This is a genomic window from Nocardia sp. 852002-51101_SCH5132738, from assembly GCF_001665695.1.
Lineage (GTDB): Bacteria > Actinomycetota > Actinomycetes > Mycobacteriales > Mycobacteriaceae > Nocardia > Nocardia nova.
Map to the genome: position 1 here is coordinate 17,116 of NZ_LZML01000124.1, position 23,976 is coordinate 41,091.

A 23,976-nucleotide genomic window follows, 5' to 3' on the forward strand; every position below is an offset into this window, starting at 1 on the left:
GGCCATACAAGAGGACATTGATGGGCCGTTTTTTGCCCCCCGCTGTGGTTAACGGCCTACCTGCGGACTAGAATGGAGGCATGACAGCTCCTGGAAACGCCGCACTCCGCGCAGCCCGGCAGGCACTCGGGTTCCGTTCTCAAGCAGCGCTTGCAGAGGCACTGAATGAGACCGCACGATCGGTCGGGCTTCGAGTCTCGATCAACGCCCGCACCGTGCGCCGCTGGGAATCCGCCGAACCCCCCTGGCCCCATCCTGAACACGCGGCCGCACTGGAAGCCCTGTTCAAGCGGCCCCTATCCGAACTCGGTTTCACACCGCCTTGGTCTGACACTCCGGACAGCGAGCGCTCAAGCACTGCCGGCCCGAAGTCTGAAACCTGGGCAACCCGTCACCTCGGCGGATCAGCAGCAAGCCTTCCGCCGTCTGTGGCGAACGACTTCATGTCGGTGACAGTCGCGCACAGGCACCTGTACTGGTCCATCCCGGCGGCTCGACTTCACCGTTCAGTTGCCGAACACGCGGCCCTTGGCGCCGATCTCCTGCGACAGCTTCACGGGACCGCGAAGGAAGTGCTGGCACGGGCCGTCGCAGAATCCGCCCTCCTTGCCGGGCGCCTGGAGTTCTTTGATCTACAGCAACCCGATCTGGCTCAGCCGAGCTTTGTGCTGGCTCTTCAAGCCGCACACGAAGGCGACGATCCGCTTCTCGGCGCCGCAACGCTGGCGCACATGGCCTTCGCCCCGGCCTTCTCGGGCGATCCAAGCCGAGCAGAGGAAGCACGGGACAAGTTGCGCGCGGCTCGCGCTTTCGCGCGGCGGGGAGATGCCAGCGCCGAGATGCTGGCTTGGCTCGATGCAGTCGAAGCAGAAGTTGAGACCCGATTCGGGGATACGCGGCGGGCTCTGAATCTCATTCACCACGCTGAGCAGACCCTCGATGAGCACGACACCGAAGTGAACCCGTCACCTGCATGGCTGGACTGGTTCTCCTCCGCGCGGCTGGCAGGATTCAAGGGCAACACGTTAATGATCGCCGGCCGTGGACGTGAAGCGCGGGAGACTCTTGAACAGGTGCTGGCCGAGCTTCCGGAAGAGTCGGTGAAACAGCGGACTGTATATCTCGCGGACATCGCCGCGGCGGCAGTTCTCGAACACAATCCAGAGGCGGCCTGCAGCTACCTTGAGGACGCCCTCGACCTCCTGGGCCGGAACTGGTACGCGACCGCAATGGATCGAGTCAAGGCCGTTCGCCAGTCGCTACGGGAGTGGGATTCCCTGCCTGCCGTACGGGCACTGGATGACCGGCTGTACGACTGGCATACGACGGTCAACTCTCTGATCGGCTAGCTTGAGACGTTCTCTGCCGCAACAATTTCAGATAGTTCGTTGAGGTCGCGGATCCGCCAGTCGGAGAGGTCCGCGACTTCCTTTTTGTCGCGGAGTATCCAACCCCAGGGTCCTCGCTGTATGTAGGCGGTTCGCATCCCGGCCCGCTTGGCAGGCGTTACATCATTGTCGATTCGGTCGCCGACGTAGACGATCTGATCCGCGGCACAAGGCGCCGCCTCCACGACCTTGTCAAAAAACTCAGGCGCTGGCTTCTGGACTTCCCAGTCGTCGGATGTGGCGATAAAGTCGGTCGGAAGATCGAGGCTTCGAAGGATCTGACCGGAGCGTACGGTCTGGTTTCCAACGATTCCGACCCATACACCCAGGTCCTGCAGCTTCGACAACGCCGGCCGAACATCCGGGTACAGGTCCTCCTCCCCGTACGCCTCGGGCTGGCCGGCGTCGGCGCGCGCTTGCCGCTCTGCCGCAAGGTCAAATCCGGGTTTGAACACTTGGAACGTTTGCAGGTAGTCCTGGCCGCTGGCGATCGTCGCGCCGAACACTGCCGCAAAGGTATGTCGAGGAACCCCCAGCCAGTCCGCCCACGTGCCGTATTCACGGGTCTCGTCGACAAGCGTTTCACCAACGTCGAACACGACAGCCGAAATCATGCGCACTACCGTACCCTCCCCTGCCGACGACCCGGCGTCCGTCTCCAACCGTGACTAACTGGTCCAGGTGCTCTGAATCAAGCCACGCGTCCGGCTGATATTCGAATGGGTGTATCGCGCGGACATAGCAGCGGAGGTATGCCCCATGAGGGTCATGTGATCCGCCAGACTGGCGCCGGCCTGAGCAAACAACGTTGCGGCCGTGTGCCGAAGGTCGTGCGGAACAACGCGGTCGTATCCGATCGACTGCCCAGCTCTGATCAGAGCCGAACGTATGGTGTCCCGATGTAGAAACTTCCCGTTCGGCGCCGGAAAGACCAGCCCACTCCGTCCAGGAATCGAATAGTCCGCCATGTGGTTGATGAGCGCTGGACGTAGAGGGTCGGGCAGCGGGACGGTCCGCAGCGCAGCGCGTGACTTCGGTCGGCTGACAATCCAGTCCCCCTTCACCCGAACCACCGCCCGAGACACTGTGACTGCCACGCCATCCCCGGTGAGGTCGATGTCCGACCGACGAAGGGCCGTCAACTCGCCCCAGCGCAGACCGGAGAACCCAGCGACGAGCACGAATACCTGCCAATGCTTCGGCATTTCTCCCGCCAGCGCCCGAACCTCATCTGCTGTCAGCGCAAGCGGTTCGCGTACGCGATGCTTGACCGCGCCGCCCTTGATACGACACGGATTGACCAATATCAGTTCGTCGTCGACCGCTTGGTTGAGGATCGTTCGCAACAGGCTGTACGCATTCGCGTTGCGCGTCGGATATGTGGTCCCGAGACCAGCGAACCAGGCACGGACCTTTTGAGCCGTCAGCTTTGACAGAGCGACGTTGCCGAGTTCCGGGAGGATCTGCCTGTCGAGGTATCCCCGGTTCAGAGTGCGGTACTTGGGCTTGTGCCTCCCCTCGGTCTCATCGAACCACCGATTCGCGTACTCCCGCAGCGCCGGGCCGGCCTTCGTCTGCCCGGCTCGGGTTTCAACCCGATCGGTGGGCGGTGTCCACACGCCCAGATCGATCTTCTTACGCTCCGCCGCCAACCACGCGACGGCATCGTCATGCGCGGAGAAGGTATGCATCGCTTTGTGCGGCTTACCATCTGGCCCGATGTAGCGAGCTTGGTACCGGCCCGAAGGAAGCTTGCGGGTGTTCCCGAACCCGCGCTTCGTCCCCTTGGCATTACTCATCGATCCTCCATCGCCTGCCGTCGTGCGAGATGTCCAAGAATACGTGCCAGATACGTGCCAGATCAATGTATTCCGATGTCAACTCACCTGCAGGTTTGTCCACGCACTCTGGTTGTGCCACATAGCCCTACGGCGAAGTTATCGCAGATGAGCGGCCCTAAGGCCCGGTGTCGTGTCGCAGGTTCGAATCCTGCCGAGGGCACAGCTTGACCTGCGTTTTCAGGCAGATTCGCACGCCGCGTGCCAAATGCATGCCAGATGCTGAAGGCTGACAGGCTCAAATGTGACCTTTTCGGAGCAACGGGGAGCACACGCCAGGCCGTGCGTCGTCACTTTCGTGTCGGGCATCCGACATCGCGTTCTGTGTCCGATTCAGCGCGCCTCACCAACGGGGACACGCCCGGCATTCTCCGGAAGGTGCCACCTTAAGGGTTAACATTCGCCGGTGGATGAGGTGACGAAGTACCGGTGGGCCTTGCGGAGGTCCGCAGACTTGGCCAGCGACCCATCAAACCGCGGCGATAAGGCGGCGTGGTGGCGTCACACCCACCAGCGCCTCCTCGACCACGAAGGCGTTACCGGTTCACCGTGTCCACGGTGTGGTGAAGCCTGGCCGTGCGTTTCGACGATGGGAGCGATCAGCGATCTCGAAAGCGGCTCGCAGGGGTACTGATCAACCCGATTTCGGATCAGCGACGTTTCCAAACCTTCTCGCAGCAGATTGCCATTTGACGAAGTCTGGCCAAGCGGCGGTGAGATACGCGCCGTGTAGACCGGGCCGCTTTTGAACGCACAAGTAAGTGAATTAAGGTCGAAAGCTTTAATGACAGAGGATACCGACTCCAAGTTGCTCCCAGCGGAAACGAAGCTGGCCGCCGCAGTAAACCAGGGAATCATGTGCCGGTTGGTATCGTCCGATACCAACCAGGAGCCTGATCGCAAACTCACTCTTGAGGATATGCAGAAATGGAGTGACGATCACGTAATCCGCGCCTCTTTCCTGAAGAAGCTACTCGATCGAAATCAAAACACCTCGGTGCATGTCTCAGGGGCTATCATCGATGGAGCCCTATTCTTGACGGGTCAGCAAATTCACATCCTGTACCTTGAGAAGTGTTTCATCCGCGGAGAAGTCCACGCCGACGGGATGAAAGCCGGTTCCCTCACATTTATTAATTGCGTCTTTTCGGCGCACGTCGGACTCGTCGCGTCCACCGTCGATGCGTTTGCATTTACAGGGTGCACCACCCTAAGGCCGGTGTGGTTTCGTGACTCAATTTGGGGATCGGCGATGTTCGATAATACCGAACTCTTGGCAAAAGCCTGGTTTGATCACATGATCGTCACTGGAAGGGCCACTTTTACGGAAGGTCAGTTTCACGACGTTGACTTCAGCGGCTCTCGTTTTCTTAACGATGCCACATTCACGGGAACCCATTTCTCGGGCGAAGCACGCTTCACTGATGCGGTAGCGCAGACGTGGAATTTCAACGGCGCGCAGTTCGATGATCCAAACCCCGGTCTATGGACTGGAAATAATATCGACCTGTCCGATACGACGTTTCGCAAACGTGGGCATCTAACAGTCATGGCGAAAACCGTCACAGCACGCCGGTTGCGATCTATAGAAGGCACACAGCTTTCCGTACGCTCCGAGACGCTGGACCTGACGGAAGCAGACTTTCAAGGACCCAGCATAGTCACCAGCTACCAGTTAGACGAGAGCGACCGCGTCGCCTTCCCGATCCCCCTAGACACCCTGGATAGTTTCCCGCTCGCAAAAGACATTCGCGAGTATGCCATCAATCGGTCCAATGCCTTCACGGAACAAATTGTAAATACAGTGCGGCAGATTCCCGGTTGCGAACTACGCTCACTTCGCCGCGCATCCGTTGCGAAGCTGGCGCTCACCAAGGTTTCGCTGGGAAACTGCCGCTTTGCTGACGCCCACAACCTCGAGCAGATCAGGATCGGGCACGAGTGTACATTTCACCGACCTCGCAGACTTCTGCGGACACGCCGGGACACAATCGCGGAAGAAGACCTCTGGCGCGAATCCCGCCGAACAAACACCGGCCCGCCGTTTGACGTGCCCTCACCGGGAGAGATAGCGGCCATCTACCGTTCTCTACGCAAGTCGTTCGAGGACACGAAGAACGAGCCCGGTGCGGCCGACTTCTATTACGGCGAGATGGAGATGCGACGTCACGCAGCAGCGCCAAGGTCGTTCGACCGATGGCTCCTGAACGCGTACTGGGCTATTTCCGGCTACGGGTTGCGGGCATCGAGAGCACTGCTGATTTTGGTCGCTACCCTGGTACTCGCTGGAGTTCTCTATCATCAGCCAGCCTTTGCGCAAGTCGTCACACCCGGCCGAATCACCGCGTTGAACTTCGACAACGGCACTCTCGTGTACAGCAAACCGTCGAAGTCACCGGTTCCCTTCCCTGAGGCACTGGAATTCGCAGCACAGCAGAGTATTTCTTTGCTCTGGCGTCCACCTACCGCGATCGCTACCAGCCACGGAGGAACCTGGCTCGCATGGGCTCTGCACCTCGTTTGCCCAGGATTACTGGCATTGGCCGTGGTGGCCTTGCGAGCGAGGATCAAACGCTAAGTGCGGCGGCACGAAACTGACCCAGGCGCCGGCCACGGAAACCAGTCCGGTGATCGGCATCCACCACAGCAGCCCCACCTTGGCTGCCCGCATCGAGGTTGCAGCCGAACTCGCGCGACAAGCCGACTACGATTCGAACCTATGTTCGATGATTGGCCGGACGAGTTCAGCCCCTCGCTCCGCCGTACTGTTGCGCCGCCGAGACCCGTCGTCGTCAACCTGGGTAAGGCAATGCCCACCGATGCGCTCAAAGGATTCGGACGCAACAAGATCGCGATGAAGATCAAGGCCGGCGGCCTGAAACTGACAGACGATGTACCAGGACTCCTGCAGGCCTGGGCTCGCGTTGCCGACGGTACTTGGCTTGGGCTCGTCGAGATGGTCCTGTGGACTGGCAACGGCCGCGGGAAGCTACCCGTGATGCAGTGGTGCCCAGCCTCCGCCATATCGCCGGCGAGGTGAGTTCGGCCGGAACTGCAGGCACGTCCTAGCCGACAGGAGGCTCAGCCTCTGGGCGTGTGAGCTCCAGTTCGATCAGCCAGCCCTTATGGATGCCGTAGCCTGCGTACACGCACTCTTCGCACACCACGATGTTGGCGCTCCCCGGGCTGTAGATAAACCCCTGCTTCGCTCCCACGAACCGCTGGCAGTCGACGCAATCGGCCCCATAGATGTTGCGCTGCATACGTTCCTCCTCGGTGGATCAGCCGTGCCGACTCGGGTGCGCCGGCCGACTGTCGTGTTGATGCATACGAATCAATCCGCGTTCAGGCCAGCCAAATGACCCAGCCGATTGCCAGGACGAGGCACAACACGGCAAACACGATGCAGGTGTTCGTCAGCCTCGCGGCTGTGCGCTTGAGTTGTTCGATCTCGGCGGCCGACTTCTTTCGGCCCTCTTCAGCCTGGGAATTCATCGCCAGCAGCTTCTTGGCCGCGGAAGTGAGCCGGTCGTTCTCGGCGGCGGCGCGTCCGATCGCCTTCTTCTGGTCAGCTATCGTGCTGTCCCGGTCGCCGAGGGTTCTGACTTGGTCAGTGATCGTCTGCGCCTGTTCGTCGATCTTCTCGGCATGACTGTTCGCGGTGGCGCGTGCGGCGCGGAGGTCCGTTCGGAGTTGGTCGCGTTCGGCGAGGGCGTCGGCGAGTTGCCGCTTCTTGGTGGCGATTTCGTGTGCTTGGTCTTTGGTGTGTTGTTCCCAGTCGGTCACGGTGGCCCATCCTGCGGTTGTGGCGGTGCTGTATGCCCACGCGAGTTCGTCGGTGCTGCTGCTGGTCCAGTCCAGTAAAAACCGGTCGAGCGGCCAGCGGGCCACGACCATCCGTGTCCCCGGCCCTCGCCGCGCGGGTTGGTGGCGGAGGACTCCGGTGTGGAGTTCGTACCCGCCGCGGATGGCGGGGCGGAAGTCGCTGACGCCGGCGGCGGGTAGCTTCTCGACCCAGTTGCAGTGGCGGGTCAGCCAGACGACGCGGTCGCATCCGGCCGCGCGCAGTCCTTCGGTGCGCGCACGTGCGGTGTCTAGGTCGAGGTGGCTCCATTGCACCTCGACGGCGTAGGCGATTCCGTTTTTGGTTCCGTAGACATCGGGAAACTGGTCACCGATGTGGGGCTCTACCGTGGCGTCGGACAGCCCGTAGTGCTCGAGCCGGTCGCGGGTCCAGTACTTGAGCAGGGCATGGTCGAAGGTTTCCGACCCCTTCCCTCCGATCGGGATCTGACCGGCCGGCGTCCGTTTGCCGTGCCGAAGGAAGGGATTCCCGACTCGCGAGTGGTATGGCTCCACCTTGTTGCCGCAGAGCAGGCAGCGAAGTCCCTGCTTGGCTTCCCAGTCGTCGAACACGCCGTCGTCGTGGACGTCGACGAGTACGCCGTAGGGGCCCAACGCCGCGGTCATTTCACTCCCCGGGCACACCCGTCCGCGTGACGCCACCATGCTCGACCCCCTGCGGCCTACCGAAACACGTTGTATCCGAAGGTAACTCGAGGCACCGACAAACACCGCCGGTCCGATCGCTACAGGCAGCGGAAGGGCACCAGTTGTTGACAAGGAACTCTGTTCAGGCCAGACGGATCCGGGACGGTTCAGTCAGCGTCCCTTCGAGGCCACACGTGTGCAGGCGTTGGGCATCTTCGGGACCGTAGGCGGCCAGAACCGACGGTGCGCCGGCGTTCTCACTCGCACGGGTGCCGTCGGGGCGGTGGAAGTGGATTCGGCCGTCGAGGAACAGCAGCAGCGACGCGCGTTTCCAGACATGCTCGACAAACCAACTCGTCTCGGTGCGCGCGAAGACCAAGGCGGTGCCAGTGCCGTGATCAGCCAGTCGGGCAATCCATTTCACCGCTTCACGGCTGTAGGGCGGATTCAGCCAGACCCGTCCCGCCCAATCTGCAGCCAGGCCGTCCTCGGGCAGGCAGATGTGGCGGGCAGCAGTCGCCCACGGACGCGGCTGCGCCGGACTGTCCGGTGCAGCACACGGATCCAGATCGAACGGACCGAGCGCGGCCAGGATCTCCGGCGGAGTCAGCCACACGTCGGTGACCATCCGGGCCGACTGATGCCCACCCATCCCACGCGAACGGGGCCGCCGCTGCCGCCGCCGATACGCCCGCTGCCGGCACGCATTCGAACAGAACCGGCGCGGCCGACCATTCTCCGGCGACTCGATTCCACTGCCGCACATCCCGCAACGGTCCACCGCATCCTCCTCTTCGTAACGGGTTTCGTAACGCGCTTGCACTTGTGCGCTACGCATCGCCGCCCTCTGCCACCGGCACGGTGAAGGGCTGGCTGCAGATGCCGCACAGGATCGGACCGGCGTCGATCGTCTTCTTGTGGGCCCGTACACGACGTACCGGGTCGCAACTGCACACCAACGCGCTACCACTGCGCGGCGCCTTCCCCTTCCCGTCGCCGTCTTCGCCGTCCCCGTCCTTCGCGGCGAGGTCGTGTTCGGACCGACGGTGCGCAACGATCGCCGCGGTCAAGGTGGCGATCTCGTCGGCGTACTGCTCGGCGGTGGGCTCGGGCAGCGTGGTGGTCGACCATCCGATGCGCGGGTCGCGCTCGACGTGCAAGCCGAATTCGTTGGCGAGGTCGCGGAACTTCCCGTTGTGGTAGGCACCGCCGCGGCTGGTCTCGGAGATTCCACGCGTGCGCGCCGCGCCGTGGGCGGCCTCGTGCAACAGCGTGGCCAGTACGTCGCGGGCACCGAACGCGAGTCCCTCGCCCCCGACGAACAACTCGGGCAGCACCTGCTGGCCGTGTTCCCATCGGTCGGCGCCGAACGCGCCGAGCCGCAACCCGCGCCGGCCGGCCGATCCGGACGCCATCGTGACGACGACGTCGGGCACGTCCGGATGCCGGGTGCGAAGGTCGGCCCATACCGATTCGATTGCGGTCGCCAAATCACTGGCAATGGAACTCATGAAACCCTCCCCAAGGGCTTGATGCATATGCATCAATTCTACCGAAAAACTGTGCACAGCAACAGGTTTGACGCATATGCAACAACAGAAATTGATGCCTACGCGTCAACTCCCGCCGATTCCGCAGCTTTGATGCATGCGCGTCAAAACCCCGTTGATGCATCCGCAACAACCACCAGTTTGACGCATATGCATCAAACGCGCCCCGCCCGAACCTTCCTTTTGTGGTCATCGATCGAAACCGGCACGCACACAACATGACTCGACCACCGCACTGAGCGCGTCCCGCGCGCGAACACGACTCCGCAGGAGTCGCACATGCTCACGCGCCCAGCTCTACCAACGCAACGCACCCACCCAACCCCCTTTTATGGTCTCTCTTCCCCTTGTGGTCCTCTCCCCCTTCTTCTGGTTCCCTTTGTCTCCCAACTGTTTGGTGTTGGCTCTCCTCCCGCCCGGCCGCCACTCTCTACAACCACACTCTTCTCAGTGGTGGTAGAGAGTGGCGGCCGGGCGGGAGGAGAGACGACACCAAACACCCAGGTCACAGCGATCTTGTATCGGAATCCAATCGGAATCCCATTCGCATTGATTCCGCATTCGTTCCGAATTGATTCCGCATTGGTTCCGCATTGAAAATCGTTGCCCGACACAGCAGTAGGCCCGTCCAGCGATGCTGGGCGGGCCTACTGCTGTGGTTGCTCGCTACCGTGCTCGACCGGCTCCCGAACGGGCCCCGGCGGGCTCGGAAAATCATTCGGGGTGCGTCTCCTCATCACCTCCCACCAGACCGACGTTGGCGGTCAGTTCCTTGGCCGCGGTCACGGTGCGCGTCACCGCGGACGGGCTGAGTTCGACGTGCTCGGCGATGCGCGAGTGCGACCACTGCTGCTCGAACTTCAGCCGCAGAATGGTTGCGACCTTCTCCGGATCGCGACGGCCGGCCGGATCCGCACCGCACACCGATTCGGCGACCTGCGCCCACCGATCCTGCGCACCCTCCGGCTCGATCGTGGTGCGCTGGGCCGGTTCGATCTCCGGCAGCGACGGTTGCGCGGTGAGTGCTGTCGACTGCGAATAGGTTTCGGTCCGCACCTCCCGCACCGACACCCTGTGTACCGGCTCGTCCCTGCGCACCGGCTCCGGATCGGCGTCGATCCGCTCCGAACCGGTCCGCACCGGCAATGCGGATTCCGGATCGGTGGTGCGCACGTCGTCGGTGTCGTGGTGCTCACGCAGGATCATGTGCGCAAGCGCTGCTCCCATGCCGAGGACTCCGACCGGCAGGCAGGCGACCAGCACGGTGACCGGCCACGGTGCCGAGTGCATTTTCGCGGCTTGCATGAGGTGGTAGGCGATCTGACCGACCGCACCCAGAATGAGACTGCCGAAGGCGGAATACTTGGCGTACCTGCGGGTTCCCTCGGATCGGATGCGGTTGCCCAGCCACACATACAGCGCGTAGGAGGCATAGGCTTCCATGCCGATCGGCAGCGTGATCGCGGTGTTGATCGTGAACGAGTCGGCGATACCGGGCAGCGGATGAACCGGACCGAACCCGGTCAGCTGCCCGAGCCCGACCCAGCCGGACCAGATCGCGACGAACGCGGGCAACGCCAAAAGCAGCACCGGCCACGCCCGCATCGGCTGATGATTGGATTGCGCACCGGTCTGCGCACTGGCGGTTGCGCGGTGGTGCGCAGCATCGTCGCTGCGCACCGCCTGCGCACCGGACCGGAATTCGGTGCCGGACATTGGTGTGTTCCTTCCTCGTGAGATTTGCTGGGTCAGCGCACCGGGGTCACCGGCTACGCGTCAGCCCCCGGGCCTGTGTCCGTTCGTGTTGTGGTGGTTGGCGAAAGTGGCGATCCAGATACGGGACGGGTTCGAGTTCGTCGATGCGGTGGAAAGCATCGAGGTGGTCGGACAGGTCCTTGCCGGCCGCGGCCTGCATCACCCGCACCTCACCGACTCGTCCGTGCAGGGACTCGGCGACGGTGTTGGCGTGGCGGTATCCGGGGCGGTCGCGGTCGGCGACCACGATCACCCGCCCCGCCCCGCGCAGCCATTTGGCATGGTCGGGGGTCCATTTCCCGGCGCCCATCGCGTTGCAGGTCGCGATCTGCCCGGCCTCGAACGCGCGCTGCACGTCCTTCTCGCCCTCGCACACATAAATTTCGCGGCCGGCGTTGACGGCCTCGACGACGTCGGGCAGCCGGAACGGCACAGGCGCGAATCCGGTGTGTTCCCACTCGGTTCCGGTCCAATGGGCCTGCCAAAACGATTTCGCGTCCCCGTGCTCGTGCGGGGTCCGCACACGAGTCACCGCACCCTCCACCCGGCCGTCGGGCCACCGGTAGACATAGGTTTCGACGTTCTCCGGCTCCGCGATCTGCTGCCCGATCTCCTTGCGTGCAGGGAACGCGAACCGGGCGTAGTCGATGGCCTTGTCCACCCGCGACTTCGGCGCCGGCGCCGTGGTCGGGGTAGGGCGGCCCGGCCGCCGCTGGGTGCGGCGGTTCGGGTCGCGTTCGGGCAGGCGGTCCCACAGGTCGCGCACCCGTAATCCAATGCGGGACAGGACTTCTTCGTCATCGCAACGGGCCCAGCAGCGCACCATCGTCTTGCCCTGCTGCGGGTCGTACCGCACTCCCAGCGACGGGTTGTGATGGTGGCCGTCGGCCTCGTGGACAGGGCACAGGTAGTTGGTCCACTGCATCGGGCCCCGCGGAAACTTCGGCGGCCCCATCCGGCTGCTCAATGCGTCGGTGACGACCTCGTACGATCGGCCCCACTCGCTGCGCTCGTCCATGACCGGCTCACCGCTCCCGCACCGGTCGCTCGGCCCGCTGAACCTGCTGCTGGGTGAGGGTGCGGGCCTGTTCCAGGCTGCGCAGCTGCACATCGCTGAGCCCGACGTGCCCGTCCAGCTCCAGGTTGTGGGCGATGTCGGCGCGGAAGCGCTCCATCGTCTCGGGGTTGCGGCGCCAATCGTGGTAGGCGTCTTCGAGGAAGGCCCAGTGATCGGCGTGCGGCCCGGTTTCCCAGCGCTCTGCCAGGGCGTGGCGCTTCATGTCGCACAGCTGGATCTCGTAGCTGGTCACCCGCGGCCGCGCCATCTTGCGTTCCAGGTCGGTGTAGGTGGCGAAGTCGGCGCGCATGGCTTCTTCGTGTTCGCGTTGCATGGGTTATCGGCTCCGCTCGATACCGTTGCGATGCGGGCGGGCTGGGCGAGGGATCGGCTCGTATCGCCTGCCGTTGTCCATTTGCCGAACCCCATCGCGGAGCGCGGTGTCCTCTCGGGCTGTCTGCTCGATGTCGACGCGTTCCTCGGAGCCGTAGCGGTCCTGGCGTGGTGTGGCGTGGGCGAGTTTCTGTACCGCTTCGTCGCGTTCGGTCCTGTACTTGTCGCGCTCGACCGTGACCTCTACCAGTCGCAACCCGTTCTGCCGCAGGTCTTCCAGCTCACGGGCCTGGGCCAGGTTGGTGTTCTTCAACGCCTCCACCTGCGCTGTCGCGGCCGCGAGCTTCCGTTTGTGGTCGTCACGGTCTGCGGTGACCGCGTCGACACCGCGCTGCAGAATCTCCACCCGCCGCGCAAGCTGGTCACGGTCTTCACGCAACCCGCGCACCTCGCGCTCGATCTCGGCCAGCCGGTCGGGGTGCTTCGCTTCCGGCGCAACGGGTTCCGGCGCTGCGACCAGGTGCGCCTGCGTCGGTCGGGTTTCGGTGGGCTGGTCCGGCGGACACTGCTGGGTCTGCTGCGATCCCCAGGTGGTGACCTCGTCGCGCACCATGCCGAGCGGGCCGGTCGCGGACTGCCCGGTCGGGCCGGGGTTGCGCGAATCCCACATCGTCGCGACGAACTGGCCGTCGCGGCGGCTGCTGCCGTTCTCGTACTCGCTCAATCGGTCGGCGACCCACTGCTGGGCCTGCTCGCGTGTAACGAAACTCGCTGTGCGGGGCCGGTTCTGGTGCGGGACCGACGCCAACGCGGGATCGTGGTCGCGGCCGTAGTACTCCTCCGGGCCCACCGATGCCACGAACGGCGCCGCACCATCGGTGCCGAGTTCGCCGCGGCGGGCCTCGACGCCGGCCAACTGGGCCCGCAACCGCGCCGCCTCGGTATCGAGGTGGCGCGCCTGCTCGGTGCGCTGCTGCTGCTCACGCTGGGCCGCCAGGTCACGTTCGATCTCGGCTTGGCGCTGCTGGGTGCGGCGCTCCGAGGTCACCGCGGCTTCACGCGCGGCCAGCGCGGACCGGTCATCGAGCGGCGTAAACAGTCGCTCGATCCGCACCGCGGCGGGCCGGCGTTCGATCTGATCAAGGGCCTGGACCACCTGTCCGCGCTGTTCCAGCGGTAGAGCGGTGGTGTGCAGGGTGTGCTCGATGCGGTGCCGGATGGCATCGAGGCGATCGGTCCGCTCGGCCAGCCACTGCTGGTTGTCGGGTCGGGACAAATCCATGTGGGTGCGGGCCCAGTCCAGCTCGCGGGCCTCGCGGTGGTAGTCGCTGACCCGCAGGTCCGCCCACGCGCCCGCGATGCGGCGCTCGCCGACCTCGATACGCACCGCCTCGGCCAGATCCCGGCGTTCGCGGCGGGTCAGCTTGCGAACCCCGCTGTAGCGGTTGCGGTTGCGGTGCGCCTCGATCCAGGTGCGGGCGACGTTCAGAATCTCGCGCAGTGCTCGCGAGGATTCGCGGCCGATCTGATCCATCTCGTTGTCTGACATATCGGTCAATTCCTCTCAGTGACAGTCGGTTTCGGGTTCGGGTTATCGGGTGCGTTCGATCGGCGCGCGCTGGCGGTTGCGGTGGTCGAGTTCGTCGGCGGCGCGGTCGGTGAGCTTCAATCGGGACGCGTACCGGCCGCGGGTCTCGGCCAACGCGTGCTCGGCGACGCGCACCCGCTCGTCGACGCGGTCGAGGTCGTCCAGGACCGCGTCCGTCGCCTCGACCGGATCGATCTCGGCGCCGAGGGTGTCGACCTCCAACGCATCGGGGTGCCGGCGCAGCGTCCGGTACTCGCGGCGAATCTCTGCGAGCTCGCGCCGGATCTCGTTCATCCGGTCGCCGACATCGTGCAGGCGGCCGTGCAGATCGACCGGGGCGGTGCGGATCGGATCGGGCGGGATTCGGTCTTCTCGGTAGTCGTTGTGGTTCATGGCTTTTCGGCTTCCTTCCACTGGATTTCTTGCGGGCTCGGCGTGCGGGTTATGCGGCGCCGAGGGATTGGGGGTCGTCGGGGTAGGGCTCGTCGGGTGAGAGGCCGAGGAGTTGTTTGCTGAACTGCCAGTCGATGAGCGCCTGTTCGGCGGTGTGGCCGACGATCTGGCTGGCGGTGGTGAACGCGAGCGAGGCGCGGTAGCGGGCGGCGTTGTCGGCGGTGAAGCCGTACTCGTGGCCGGCGTCGGGGTCGATGTGCAGCATCCGGTACTGCTCGGGCACGGTGGCGTCGATCTCGAGCAGCCGCGCGCCGGTGGATTCCCACGGCAGTGGGGAGCACACGAACGCTTGGGCGAGCTGGTACCACATGCCGCGGATCAGCCCGTCCCGCCAGTGGTGCTCGGCGTCGTTGGCGTCGACGAGCCCGAGGGCGCTGGCGCGTTCTTCGCACGCGAATTGGGCTGCGTGCGAGCAGAACAGGGTCGCCATCTCGTCGAGCCAGTACTCGATATCGGTGACCGACACCGTCGGCTCGGCCCGGCCGGTGATGTCGCCGGGCATCACTGGGCCACCTCCGCTGTCGCGGTGGCGGCGTCGTCGGGACGGGACCGGGCCGCGGTGGCGCGGCTGGTCAGCCATGTGACGGCGCCGACCAGAGTGCGGGCGAACGCGGCGCTGCCGCGGGCGAGCGCGGTGGCGATCGTGGCGATCGCGACGGGCAGCGGGGGCCGCAGGGCGGCGTTCCACCACAGGTAGGCCAGCCACCCGATGCCGTACCCGGCTACGGGGACCGCGACGACGGCGGGCTGTCCCCATCCGGCCAGTGCGGCGGCGGTGACCACAAGGGAGGAACTGGCCGCGGTCGAGGTCAGCAACCGGGCCCGGCCACTGGAGCCGGTGGTGCCGGCTTCTTCGGTGGTGTGCTCGGTGTCGTGCTCCTCGTCGTCGACGACGCTCGGGACCAGTCGCAGGTCCGGCTTGTGCTGTGCGAGTGTCGGTTCGGCCGATGCGGCAGGCGTGCGGTCGGTGGCGCGGACGGCGGCGGCGAGGAAATCGCTGACTTCGTCGGCGATCAGGTTGCCGACCTCGTCAGCGGGCACGCCCGCGGCGAAGTCTTCGAGCCGCTTGGGCCGGTCGTCGTCGTTGTGGTCGTGTCCGTCGTCGTCTCGGATGATGCGCATGACGTTGTGCTCCAATCGAATTCGAAAGAGATGGATGAGTTACGCGGCGGCGGTGGCGGTGCCGCCGATACCGGGCTGTGTGGCGGTCTTCTTCGCAGCGGCGGTGCCGGGAAGCGGTGTGAGGCGTTTGGTGTCGAGGGGGACGATGCGGCCGTAGAAGGCGCGGCCCTTCTTGGCGAACACGAAGTCGCCGGTCTCGAACTGGCGGACCCGGTCGGGGTCGACCAGCCACTTCTCACCGACGGAGACCTGGCCTTCGTCGCCGTGGCGCTGGCCCTTGATCAGGTGCCGAGACGGCAGCATCACCCGCCGGGATCCGAAGTGTTTGCATAGCTCACCGAAGTTCTCGCCGTACCCGATCAACACCCCGCCCGCGCACGCTTTCAGCAGCCGATCCAGCGACCACTTATCGGCGGCGAGGGATTCGGGGGATTGTCCGGCGAATACCATCGCCACGCCTTGGGAGCGGCCGCGTTCGGCGATCTCTTCCAGCCCGAGTGATCCCTGTTTGGTGGTCAGGGCGCTGGCCTCGTCGAGGTACAGGGTGACCGAGCGTCGCTGGTCTTTGCGTTTGCGGCCGGCGCGCTGCATCACCATGCGCAGGGTGGCCGCGACCTGGGAGCGGGCGGCGTCCTTGTCGAGTCCGGGCACGGTCATGAACAGCACCGACAGCTCGTCGATGTTGCGGCCGCCGTCGAACACGACATTGCCGGAATCGTCTTTGAGCAGGTCGAACAGGTTGCTGCACTTGATCAGCGCATCGTCGATCTGGGGGACCTTCTCCGCCTGCAACGCGTTGACCTGACGCACCACATCCGGCGCGTTCGACCAAATCTCCTTCAGCTTGTGCTCATTCAGCCGCTCCAGGAACTCGACGTGGCTGCCAGGCGGCCCGATCGGGGCATCAACCACCAAGGACACGATGCGCTTGCGCATGTCGTCGAAGTGCTGGCCCTCCGAGGTGCTGGCCTGGCCCGAGGACAGGAACTCACTGAGCACCGCGCGCTGGTCCCGCGCCGGCATATCCCAGATGTGCAGGCGATCCCCGCCCGGGACGACGGTCGCGATCTCGTGGGCGGGAACGCCCATCGCGGTCGCCAGAGCGGTGATTTCGCGCCCGAATTCGAGGTCGTCTTGGCCGCCCTTGCAGGTGATCAGTACCAGTTGCGGCTTGGGGTGCTTGGCCGCCATCTTGGGTACGTCTTTCCACCGGTACCAGGCCCGCCACTCGTACTCGAACGTCGCCAGGGCGTGGCGTTTGATCAGCTCGGTTTTGCCGCCGCCGGTGGTCGCGATGATCGCCTGATGCCGCTTGATGTCTTTGTGCGGCACCGTCATCCAGTGCTGATGCCGCGCAGTCAGCTCCCGCATCAGCCCGGGGGTTTTGATGTCGGTGCGGTCGGCGAGGGTGCCCAGCACGATGTTCGCGCCGGCACTGTAGGGGGCGCCGAGCTTCGCAGCGCGCACCGCCGCACGAGCCCGGCGGACCGTCAATGCTTCCTGCATGCGTTCGGTGCGCGCCAGCGACTTCAACCCGACAGTGTTGGTCTTGAGCACGAAACTGGCCCACCAATACGTTGCGGCCAGCATCGCCACCGGCACCCCCAGCGACAACATCAGCCGCAACCCCGAAAAGTCACCGGCCGCGACCTGCCCCGCACCCGACCACAAGAGAGAGGCCGGGGTGCTCCAGGAACCGCCGGCCAGGACCGACAACACCGGCAGCACCAGCGATCCGAACGCGAAGTTCCGCAAGCGGTGCGGCGCCAGCGGGAGTGCGGAGGCGACGCCGATGATCAGGATCAGCATCGCGACCACCACCACACCGGCCACCAGCGAATTCGCCACCACGTGCTCGACAGCTGAGACGTCGGGCATGTGCAGGCCGGTGATGTGGTGGTCGACCTGATCGGTCACGTGTCGGACCGGTGCGGGGGTGCCGGGAGGGGCTTCGGGGTGCAGGTTGCCGAACGGGGCGCTGCTGCCCGGTGCCGGTGACATCGGCGCGGGAACCGGGGTGGTGTAGGCGTCCTTGCAGTCGTCCGGGGTGATCAAGGGGGTGCAGTCGCTGGTCATGATGCTTCCTTGGAAAGTCGAATGAGGTTGTCGCGGTGGCGGTTCGCGGCCTTCGCGGCGCGCATGGCGCGGCGTTTGGCGGTGTGCTGTTCCCACTGCTCGTCGAAGTCGCCGACGGCGAACAACAGGGGAAGGTCGGCGAGTTCGCGGGGCAGTCGCTTCTTCGCCGCGGTCACCGCCGCAATGACGCGTTCGGTGCGGCACAGATACAGCACCCCCACCAGCCGGTGGGGCTGCGCGTCGCGCGCGGACCGGAACGCACCGGCCAGCGCGGAATCGAGGTGTTTGGGGTCCTTTTCGGTCAGTTCGACTTCCAGGGCCCACCAGCCGTAGGTGCCGTCGATGACTCCGCAGAACCAGCCGTCGTGCACGTGCGGGCGGTTGGGCATCGGCTCGCGGCCGGTGCTGAACTCCAGCACGGGTTTGCGGTTGCGGGCCTCGGCCTCGGCGCGCAGCCGCTTGCCGGCCTCGTGACGCAGCACCCGCTCGGACACCCACGCCTGCGGGTCGGAGCCGACCAGCATGATGCGGGCCTGCGCCACCGCCCGATAGTGGTTGGCGAACATCAGCGGCGGTTCCCACTCAGAGGGCCGCCACCCCAAATAGCGTGCTGCCACATCGCGTTTCGGATACAGCCACGCCCGCCCGCGCTGCACCTTCGCCAGCGACGCCCACCCGTTGTCGACCAACACCCGCCCGATCGCGTACGCACTGGACTCGTGCACGTTCAAGAACTCGGCCAGCACATCGATCTGCAGCCCGTGCATATGCGAGGTCGCCGACAACACCTCGGCCTGGCGCTCGGTCGCGGTGTCCTGACGCGGGCCCGGAAGGATCCGGCCCATCGACCCCGCCGGCACACCCAGCTCCGCGGCGATCTCGGCCACGCTGTAGCCCTGCGCCCGCAACGCCGCGGCCTCACCCAACTGCTTCTCGACCTGCCGCAACGGGATACCGAGGGTGCGGCGGATCTCGCCGTAGGACAGCCCGGCGGCTCGCAGACCGGCGACGATCTGTGGGCGGTAGCGGCGCTCCAACGCCACGAAATCCGCGGCGTCGGTCTTCGTGTTGTGGTTCATCGGGTTCGCTCCCTTCCAGGTCGGGTAGCGCGGCGGGCGGCCAGATCGGCGCGTGCCGCCTCGATCAGCTCGCGCATGTCTTCCGCGTCGATCCCGCGGCGTTCGCACGCCTGCGCCGAACGCACCCACCGCGCGATCCGCAGCGACTCCAGCTGCGCCTCGGTCGGTTCCTGCTTCGGCCGGGTCCGCTGCGCGTCGTAGAGATACGCCTGCCGACGCCCGCGACCGCGGACCTGCGCCTGCCATTCGCTGGTCGGGCGGCGGCCCTCGGCATCCAGCTGCCGCCAAGTGCGCAGATGCTGCGGCGCCATCCGCCACGGCCACGTCGGCACCCCGTACCGCTTGCCCTCCGGGTCCAAATACGCGGTACTCATGGCGCGACCCCGGGCAGGTAGTCGATGCCCAGCTCGATCAGCTCGGCGCGATTCGCGGCCACGAACCGCTCGACCGCCTCGGTGATCCGAGCCAGACTGTCTTCCATCCCGGCGACGTATTCGTCGAACTGGCGGTCGAATTCGTCCGCGTTCGCCGTCGGATCGGTCATGTAGACCGCGTAGTCGTAGCTGCGATCCGCCGGCGCGCTGATCACGCAGTCCTCGTAGAACCGCAACTTCTCGAACAGCACCTCGGCCTCGTCAGCCACCCGCGCCAACACAGCGCGACGATCGTTCTCGCCGGTCACCGGGCCACCCCCGACTCCGCCGTCGTCGGGACGACGTGAACGCAATCGATCCGCGAAACCTCGTCCGCCCGACACACATTCGGCGACGGCGCATAAGTCGGGCTGCCCTGGCCGAGCATGATCCCGAACACGATCCCGGCGCCGAAACACACCGCCGCCGCCAACGCGATCAGCCGCCACTTCGGCGGGGTCGCATACATTCCCGCCTGCACCAGCCCAGCCGCGTCGAACTCCGGCCGCCCGAACGCCGCCAACCCCGTGTGGTGGCGGGTGAAATCCAGACTGTTCATCGCCGCCACATCCCCCGCGGACGACGGAACATCGTCGACACCAGCCAGCGCAGCCCGAACACGAACACCGCAGCCGCGATCACAATCCCGATCACCAAATCTGGGGACGTGACCAGCGCATACAGACCGATCATCGTGACGGCTAGAAGCAGAGGCATCCGAGTCATCACGACACCGCCTGCGATGCCAAACCCTCGACCCGCTCGGCCGTCGCCATCGGGCGCGCGAGGTTCAACAGCTCCACCCGATCGATGCGGATCTGGTTCGACGCCAACCGATACCCGGTCAACTTTCCTTGAGATATCCAGCGGCGCAACGTCTTCACGTGCACGTCCACCAGTGCTGCCGCTTCCGACAGCCTGATCAGCACCACATCGCGCGATTCCGCGTCCTTGCGCGTCCGCGAACTTGTCATGACTTCCACTCCCTCTGTTGGACATCGGTTGAAAACCGGTCATATCTGAGAGTGGATGCAGTCAACGCCCTAAAAAAGGCCATACAAGAGGACATTGATGGGCCGTTTTTTGCCCCCCGCTGTGGTTAACGGCCTACCTGCGGACTAGAATGGAGGCATGACAGCTCCTGGAAACGCCGCACTCCGCGCAGCCCGGCAGGCACTCGGGTTCCGTTCTCAAGCAGCGCTTGCAGAGGCACTGAATGAGACCGCACGATCGGTCGGGCTTCGAGTCTCGATCAACGCCCGCACCGTGCGCCGCTGGGAATCCGCCGAACCCCCCTGGCCCCATCCTGAACACGCGGCCGCACTGGAAGCCCTGTTCAAGCGGCCCCTATCCGAACTCGGTTTCACACCGCCTTGGTCTGACACTCCGGACAGCGAGCGCTCAAGCACTGCCGGCCCGAAGTCTGAAACCTGGGCAACCCGTCACCTCGGCGGATCAGCAGCAAGCCTTCCGCCGTCTGTGGCGAACGACTTCATGTCGGTGACAGTCGCGCACAGGCACCTGTACTGGTCCATCCCGGCGGCTCGACTTCACCGTTCAGTTGCCGAACACGCGGCCCTTGGCGCCGATCTCCTGCGACAGCTTCACGGGACCGCGAAGGAAGTGCTGGCACGGGCCGTCGCAGAATCCGCCCTCCTTGCCGGGCGCCTGGAGTTCTTTGATCTACAGCAACCCGATCTGGCTCAGCCGAGCTTTGTGCTGGCTCTTCAAGCCGCACACGAAGGCGACGATCCGCTTCTCGGCGCCGCAACGCTGGCGCACATGGCCTTCGCCCCGGCCTTCTCGGGCGATCCAAGCCGAGCAGAGGAAGCACGGGACAAGTTGCGCGCGGCTCGCGCTTTCGCGCGGCGGGGAGATGCCAGCGCCGAGATGCTGGCTTGGCTCGATGCAGTCGAAGCAGAAGTTGAGACCCGATTCGGGGATACGCGGCGGGCTCTGAATCTCATTCACCACGCTGAGCAGACCCTCGATGAGCACGACACCGAAGTGAACCCGTCACCTGCATGGCTGGACTGGTTCTCCTCCGCGCGGCTGGCAGGATTCAAGGGCAACACGTTAATGATCGCCGGCCGTGGACGTGAAGCGCGGGAGACTCTTGAACAGGTGCTGGCCGAGCTTCCGGAAGAGTCGGTGAAACAGCGGACTGTATATCTCGCGGACATCGCCGCGGCGGCAGTTCTCGAACACAATCCAGAGGCGGCCTGCAGCTACCTTGAGGACGCCCTCGACCTCCTGGGCCGGAACTGGTACGCGACCGCAATGGATCGAGTCAAGGCCGTTCGCCAGTCGCTACGGGAGTGGGATTCCCTGCCTGCCGTACGGGCACTGGATGACCGGCTGTACGACTGGCATACGACGGTCAACTCTCTGATCGGCTAGCTTGAGACGTTCTCTGCCGCAACAATTTCAGATAGTTCGTTGAGGTCGCGGATCCGCCAGTCGGAGAGGTCCGCGACTTCCTTTTTGTCGCGGAGTATCCAACCCCAGGGTCCTCGCTGTATGTAGGCGGTTCGCATCCCGGCCCGCTTGGCAGGCGTTACATCATTGTCGATTCGGTCGCCGACGTAGACGATCTGATCCGCGGCACAAGGCGCCGCCTCCACGACCTTGTCAAAAAACTCAGGCGCTGGCTTCTGGACTTCCCAGTCGTCGGATGTGGCGATAAAGTCGGTCGGAAGATCGAGGCTTCGAAGGATCTGACCGGAGCGTACGGTCTGGTTTCCAACGATTCCGACCCATACACCCAGGTCCTGCAGCTTCGACAACGCCGGCCGAACATCCGGGTACAGGTCCTCCTCCCCGTACGCCTCGGGCTGGCCGGCGTCGGCGCGCGCTTGCCGCTCTGCCGCAAGGTCAAATCCGGGTTTGAACACTTGGAACGTTTGCAGGTAGTCCTGGCCGCTGGCGATCGTCGCGCCGAACACTGCCGCAAAGGTATGTCGAGGAACCCCCAGCCAGTCCGCCCACGTGCCGTATTCACGGGTCTCGTCGACAAGCGTTTCACCAACGTCGAACACGACAGCCGAAATCATGCGCACTACCGTACCCTCCCCTGCCGACGACCCGGCGTCCGTCTCCAACCGTGACTAACTGGTCCAGGTGCTCTGAATCAAGCCACGCGTCCGGCTGATATTCGAATGGGTGTATCGCGCGGACATAGCAGCGGAGGTATGCCCCATGAGGGTCATGTGATCCGCCAGACTGGCGCCGGCCTGAGCAAACAACGTTGCGGCCGTGTGCCGAAGGTCGTGCGGAACAACGCGGTCGTATCCGATCGACTGCCCAGCTCTGATCAGAGCCGAACGTATGGTGTCCCGATGTAGAAACTTCCCGTTCGGCGCCGGAAAGACCAGCCCACTCCGTCCAGGAATCGAATAGTCCGCCATGTGGTTGATGAGCGCTGGACGTAGAGGGTCGGGCAGCGGGACGGTCCGCAGCGCAGCGCGTGACTTCGGTCGGCTGACAATCCAGTCCCCCTTCACCCGAACCACCGCCCGAGACACTGTGACTGCCACGCCATCCCCGGTGAGGTCGATGTCCGACCGACGAAGGGCCGTCAACTCGCCCCAGCGCAGACCGGAGAACCCAGCGACGAGCACGAATACCTGCCAATGCTTCGGCATTTCTCCCGCCAGCGCCCGAACCTCATCTGCTGTCAGCGCAAGCGGTTCGCGTACGCGATGCTTGACCGCGCCGCCCTTGATACGACACGGATTGACCAATATCAGTTCGTCGTCGACCGCTTGGTTGAGGATCGTTCGCAACAGGCTGTACGCATTCGCGTTGCGCGTCGGATATGTGGTCCCGAGACCAGCGAACCAGGCACGGACCTTTTGAGCCGTCAGCTTTGACAGAGCGACGTTGCCGAGTTCCGGGAGGATCTGCCTGTCGAGGTATCCCCGGTTCAGAGTGCGGTACTTGGGCTTGTGCCTCCCCTCGGTCTCATCGAACCACCGATTCGCGTACTCCCGCAGCGCCGGGCCGGCCTTCGTCTGCCCGGCTCGGGTTTCAACCCGATCGGTGGGCGGTGTCCACACGCCCAGATCGATCTTCTTACGCTCCGCCGCCAACCACGCGACGGCATCGTCATGCGCGGAGAAGGTATGCATCGCTTTGTGCGGCTTACCATCTGGCCCGATGTAGCGAGCTTGGTACCGGCCCGAAGGAAGCTTGCGGGTGTTCCCGAACCCGCGCTTCGTCCCCTTGGCATTACTCATCGATCCTCCATCGCCTGCCGTCGTGCGAGATGTCCAAGAATACGTGCCAGATACGTGCCAGATCAATGTATTCCGATGTCAACTCACCTGCAGGTTTGTCCACGCACTCTGGTTGTGCCACATAGCCCTACGGCGAAGTTATCGCAGATGAGCGGCCCTAAGGCCCGGTGTCGTGTCGCAGGTTCGAATCCTGCCGAGGGCACAAATCGGTTCATCCTGTTCAGGTCTGCCGCTGCCCTGGAAACCGAAATATTTACGGACCCGCGAACCCTGCCGAATGCGGCGGCCGGACATTGTAAAAGGGTTGATTCGGCAACTTTCTGATACACGGCGGAAACGCGTAGAATTCCACCAGGTCGGGACAGCTATCTGGAGTCCATCATGATCAAGAAAAGGAATTCACACTCGAAATTCGCCCGGTTGGCAGCAGCAGCCGGAATGGCCGCAATCGCTGCGGCTCCGGTCGTCGCAGCCGCGACACAAGCATCCGCCACCGAAGCAACGACGTCGACATCCGCAACTCAATCCGTCGACAATCCCGGTTGGGGCCACGGCAACGGCTGGGGCCACGGCAATGGCTGGGGCCACGGGAACG

Annotated in this window: 26 protein-coding genes; 4 read left to right on the top strand and 22 right to left on the bottom strand. The window is 64.6% G+C overall.

Annotated elements, in window-relative coordinates:
- The first annotated feature begins 80 nt into the window (after positions 1-80).
- Positions 81-1,349, top strand: coding sequence for a hypothetical protein (locus A5789_RS18250; protein ID WP_064922936.1), 1,269 nt, complete (start codon positions 81-83; stop codon positions 1,347-1,349).
- Here A5789_RS18250 and A5789_RS18255 read toward each other — a convergent pair.
- Positions 1,346-2,002 (bottom strand): HAD family hydrolase, encoded by a 657-nt coding sequence (locus A5789_RS18255; protein WP_064903729.1) that lies wholly within the window; start codon positions 2,000-2,002, stop codon positions 1,346-1,348. The genes A5789_RS18250 and A5789_RS18255 overlap by 4 nt on opposite strands.
- A 54-nt stretch (positions 2,003-2,056) precedes the next feature.
- Positions 2,057-3,187, bottom strand: a complete 1,131-nt coding sequence (locus A5789_RS18260) for a site-specific integrase (protein WP_064903727.1) — start codon at positions 3,185-3,187, stop codon at positions 2,057-2,059.
- 823 nt (positions 3,188-4,010) lie between these two features.
- On the opposite strand from A5789_RS18260, the gene A5789_RS36665 reads away from it, so the two are divergent.
- The gene (locus tag A5789_RS36665; protein WP_155525706.1) at positions 4,011-5,804 is read left to right on the top strand and encodes a pentapeptide repeat-containing protein; all 1,794 of its coding nucleotides are present in this window, start codon (positions 4,011-4,013) and stop codon (positions 5,802-5,804) included.
- A 141-nt stretch (positions 5,805-5,945) separates the two neighbouring features.
- Positions 5,946-6,266, top strand: coding sequence for a hypothetical protein (locus A5789_RS18265; RefSeq protein WP_227462905.1), 321 nt, complete (start codon positions 5,946-5,948; stop codon positions 6,264-6,266).
- Positions 6,267-6,291: 25 nt separating this feature from the next.
- On the opposite strand, the gene A5789_RS18270 is transcribed toward A5789_RS18265, so the two are convergent.
- The 18 genes from A5789_RS18270 to A5789_RS18350 form a co-directional block, all read right to left on the bottom strand.
- On the bottom strand, positions 6,292-6,489 hold the full coding sequence (locus A5789_RS18270) for a hypothetical protein (RefSeq protein ID WP_064907277.1): 198 nt from the start codon (positions 6,487-6,489) through the stop codon (positions 6,292-6,294).
- A gap of 82 nt (positions 6,490-6,571) precedes the next feature.
- Positions 6,572-7,696 (bottom strand): hypothetical protein, encoded by a 1,125-nt coding sequence (locus A5789_RS18275; protein WP_064923027.1) that lies wholly within the window; start codon positions 7,694-7,696, stop codon positions 6,572-6,574.
- A gap of 163 nt (positions 7,697-7,859) precedes the next feature.
- Complete coding sequence (locus A5789_RS18280; RefSeq protein ID WP_228792816.1) at positions 7,860-8,345, bottom strand: phage N-6-adenine-methyltransferase; 486 nt, start codon at positions 8,343-8,345, stop codon at positions 7,860-7,862.
- 202 nt (positions 8,346-8,547) lie between these two features.
- Positions 8,548-9,228, bottom strand: a complete 681-nt coding sequence (locus A5789_RS18285; protein WP_064923029.1) for a hypothetical protein — start codon at positions 9,226-9,228, stop codon at positions 8,548-8,550.
- Positions 9,229-9,981: 753 nt separating this feature from the next.
- Positions 9,982-10,983, bottom strand: a complete 1,002-nt coding sequence (locus tag A5789_RS37375) for a sigma-70 family RNA polymerase sigma factor (RefSeq protein WP_197516647.1) — start codon at positions 10,981-10,983, stop codon at positions 9,982-9,984.
- A gap of 46 nt (positions 10,984-11,029) precedes the next feature.
- The gene (locus A5789_RS18295; RefSeq protein WP_064902990.1) at positions 11,030-12,040 is read right to left on the bottom strand and encodes a toprim domain-containing protein; all 1,011 of its coding nucleotides are present in this window, start codon (positions 12,038-12,040) and stop codon (positions 11,030-11,032) included.
- A 7-nt stretch (positions 12,041-12,047) separates the two neighbouring features.
- Complete coding sequence (locus A5789_RS18300; protein WP_064902992.1) at positions 12,048-12,413, bottom strand: hypothetical protein; 366 nt, start codon at positions 12,411-12,413, stop codon at positions 12,048-12,050.
- Positions 12,414-12,416: 3 nt separating this feature from the next.
- Positions 12,417-13,961, bottom strand: a complete 1,545-nt coding sequence (locus A5789_RS18305) for a hypothetical protein (protein WP_156773017.1) — start codon at positions 13,959-13,961, stop codon at positions 12,417-12,419.
- 42 nt (positions 13,962-14,003) lie between these two features.
- Positions 14,004-14,393, bottom strand: coding sequence for a hypothetical protein (locus tag A5789_RS18310; protein WP_064902786.1), 390 nt, complete (start codon positions 14,391-14,393; stop codon positions 14,004-14,006).
- A 49-nt stretch (positions 14,394-14,442) separates the two neighbouring features.
- Positions 14,443-14,955: a hypothetical protein gene (locus tag A5789_RS18315; protein WP_064927308.1), complete on the bottom strand. Its 513-nt coding sequence runs from the start codon at positions 14,953-14,955 to the stop codon at positions 14,443-14,445.
- Positions 14,955-15,575 carry a hypothetical protein gene (locus A5789_RS18320; RefSeq protein WP_064927310.1) on the bottom strand — a complete coding sequence of 207 codons (621 nt, stop codon included), beginning with the start codon at positions 15,573-15,575 and terminating at the stop codon, positions 14,955-14,957. Before A5789_RS18320 ends, A5789_RS18315 begins: the two co-directional genes overlap by 1 nt.
- 39 nt (positions 15,576-15,614) lie before the next feature.
- Complete coding sequence (locus A5789_RS18325; protein ID WP_064927312.1) at positions 15,615-17,651, bottom strand: hypothetical protein; 2,037 nt, start codon at positions 17,649-17,651, stop codon at positions 15,615-15,617.
- Positions 17,648-18,730 carry a hypothetical protein gene (locus tag A5789_RS18330; protein WP_064927314.1) on the bottom strand — a complete coding sequence of 361 codons (1,083 nt, stop codon included), beginning with the start codon at positions 18,728-18,730 and terminating at the stop codon, positions 17,648-17,650. Before A5789_RS18330 ends, A5789_RS18325 begins: the two co-directional genes overlap by 4 nt.
- Positions 18,727-19,104, bottom strand: a complete 378-nt coding sequence (locus tag A5789_RS18335; protein ID WP_064901161.1) for a hypothetical protein — start codon at positions 19,102-19,104, stop codon at positions 18,727-18,729. Before A5789_RS18335 ends, A5789_RS18330 begins: the two co-directional genes overlap by 4 nt.
- Complete coding sequence (locus A5789_RS18340) at positions 19,101-19,412, bottom strand: hypothetical protein (protein ID WP_064901158.1); 312 nt, start codon at positions 19,410-19,412, stop codon at positions 19,101-19,103. Before A5789_RS18340 ends, A5789_RS18335 begins: the two co-directional genes overlap by 4 nt.
- The gene (locus tag A5789_RS18345; RefSeq protein WP_064901156.1) at positions 19,409-19,711 is read right to left on the bottom strand and encodes a hypothetical protein; all 303 of its coding nucleotides are present in this window, start codon (positions 19,709-19,711) and stop codon (positions 19,409-19,411) included. Before A5789_RS18345 ends, A5789_RS18340 begins: the two co-directional genes overlap by 4 nt.
- Positions 19,699-19,872 carry a hypothetical protein gene (locus A5789_RS36670; RefSeq protein ID WP_156773018.1) on the bottom strand — a complete coding sequence of 58 codons (174 nt, stop codon included), beginning with the start codon at positions 19,870-19,872 and terminating at the stop codon, positions 19,699-19,701. Before A5789_RS36670 ends, A5789_RS18345 begins: the two co-directional genes overlap by 13 nt.
- Positions 19,869-20,117 carry a helix-turn-helix domain-containing protein gene (locus tag A5789_RS18350; RefSeq protein WP_064901153.1) on the bottom strand — a complete coding sequence of 83 codons (249 nt, stop codon included), beginning with the start codon at positions 20,115-20,117 and terminating at the stop codon, positions 19,869-19,871. Before A5789_RS18350 ends, A5789_RS36670 begins: the two co-directional genes overlap by 4 nt.
- 157 nt (positions 20,118-20,274) lie before the next feature.
- On the opposite strand from A5789_RS18350, the gene A5789_RS18355 reads away from it, so the two are divergent.
- A complete protein-coding gene (locus A5789_RS18355; protein ID WP_064922936.1) occupies positions 20,275-21,543 on the top strand; it encodes a hypothetical protein in 1,269 nt (422 codons plus the stop codon).
- On the opposite strand, the gene A5789_RS18360 is transcribed toward A5789_RS18355, so the two are convergent.
- Complete coding sequence (locus A5789_RS18360; RefSeq protein WP_064903729.1) at positions 21,540-22,196, bottom strand: HAD family hydrolase; 657 nt, start codon at positions 22,194-22,196, stop codon at positions 21,540-21,542. The two genes, A5789_RS18355 and A5789_RS18360, sit on opposite strands and share 4 nt — an antisense overlap.
- A gap of 54 nt (positions 22,197-22,250) precedes the next feature.
- Positions 22,251-23,381, bottom strand: a complete 1,131-nt coding sequence (locus A5789_RS18365; RefSeq protein ID WP_064903727.1) for a site-specific integrase — start codon at positions 23,379-23,381, stop codon at positions 22,251-22,253.
- Positions 23,382-23,976 lie beyond the last annotated feature (595 nt).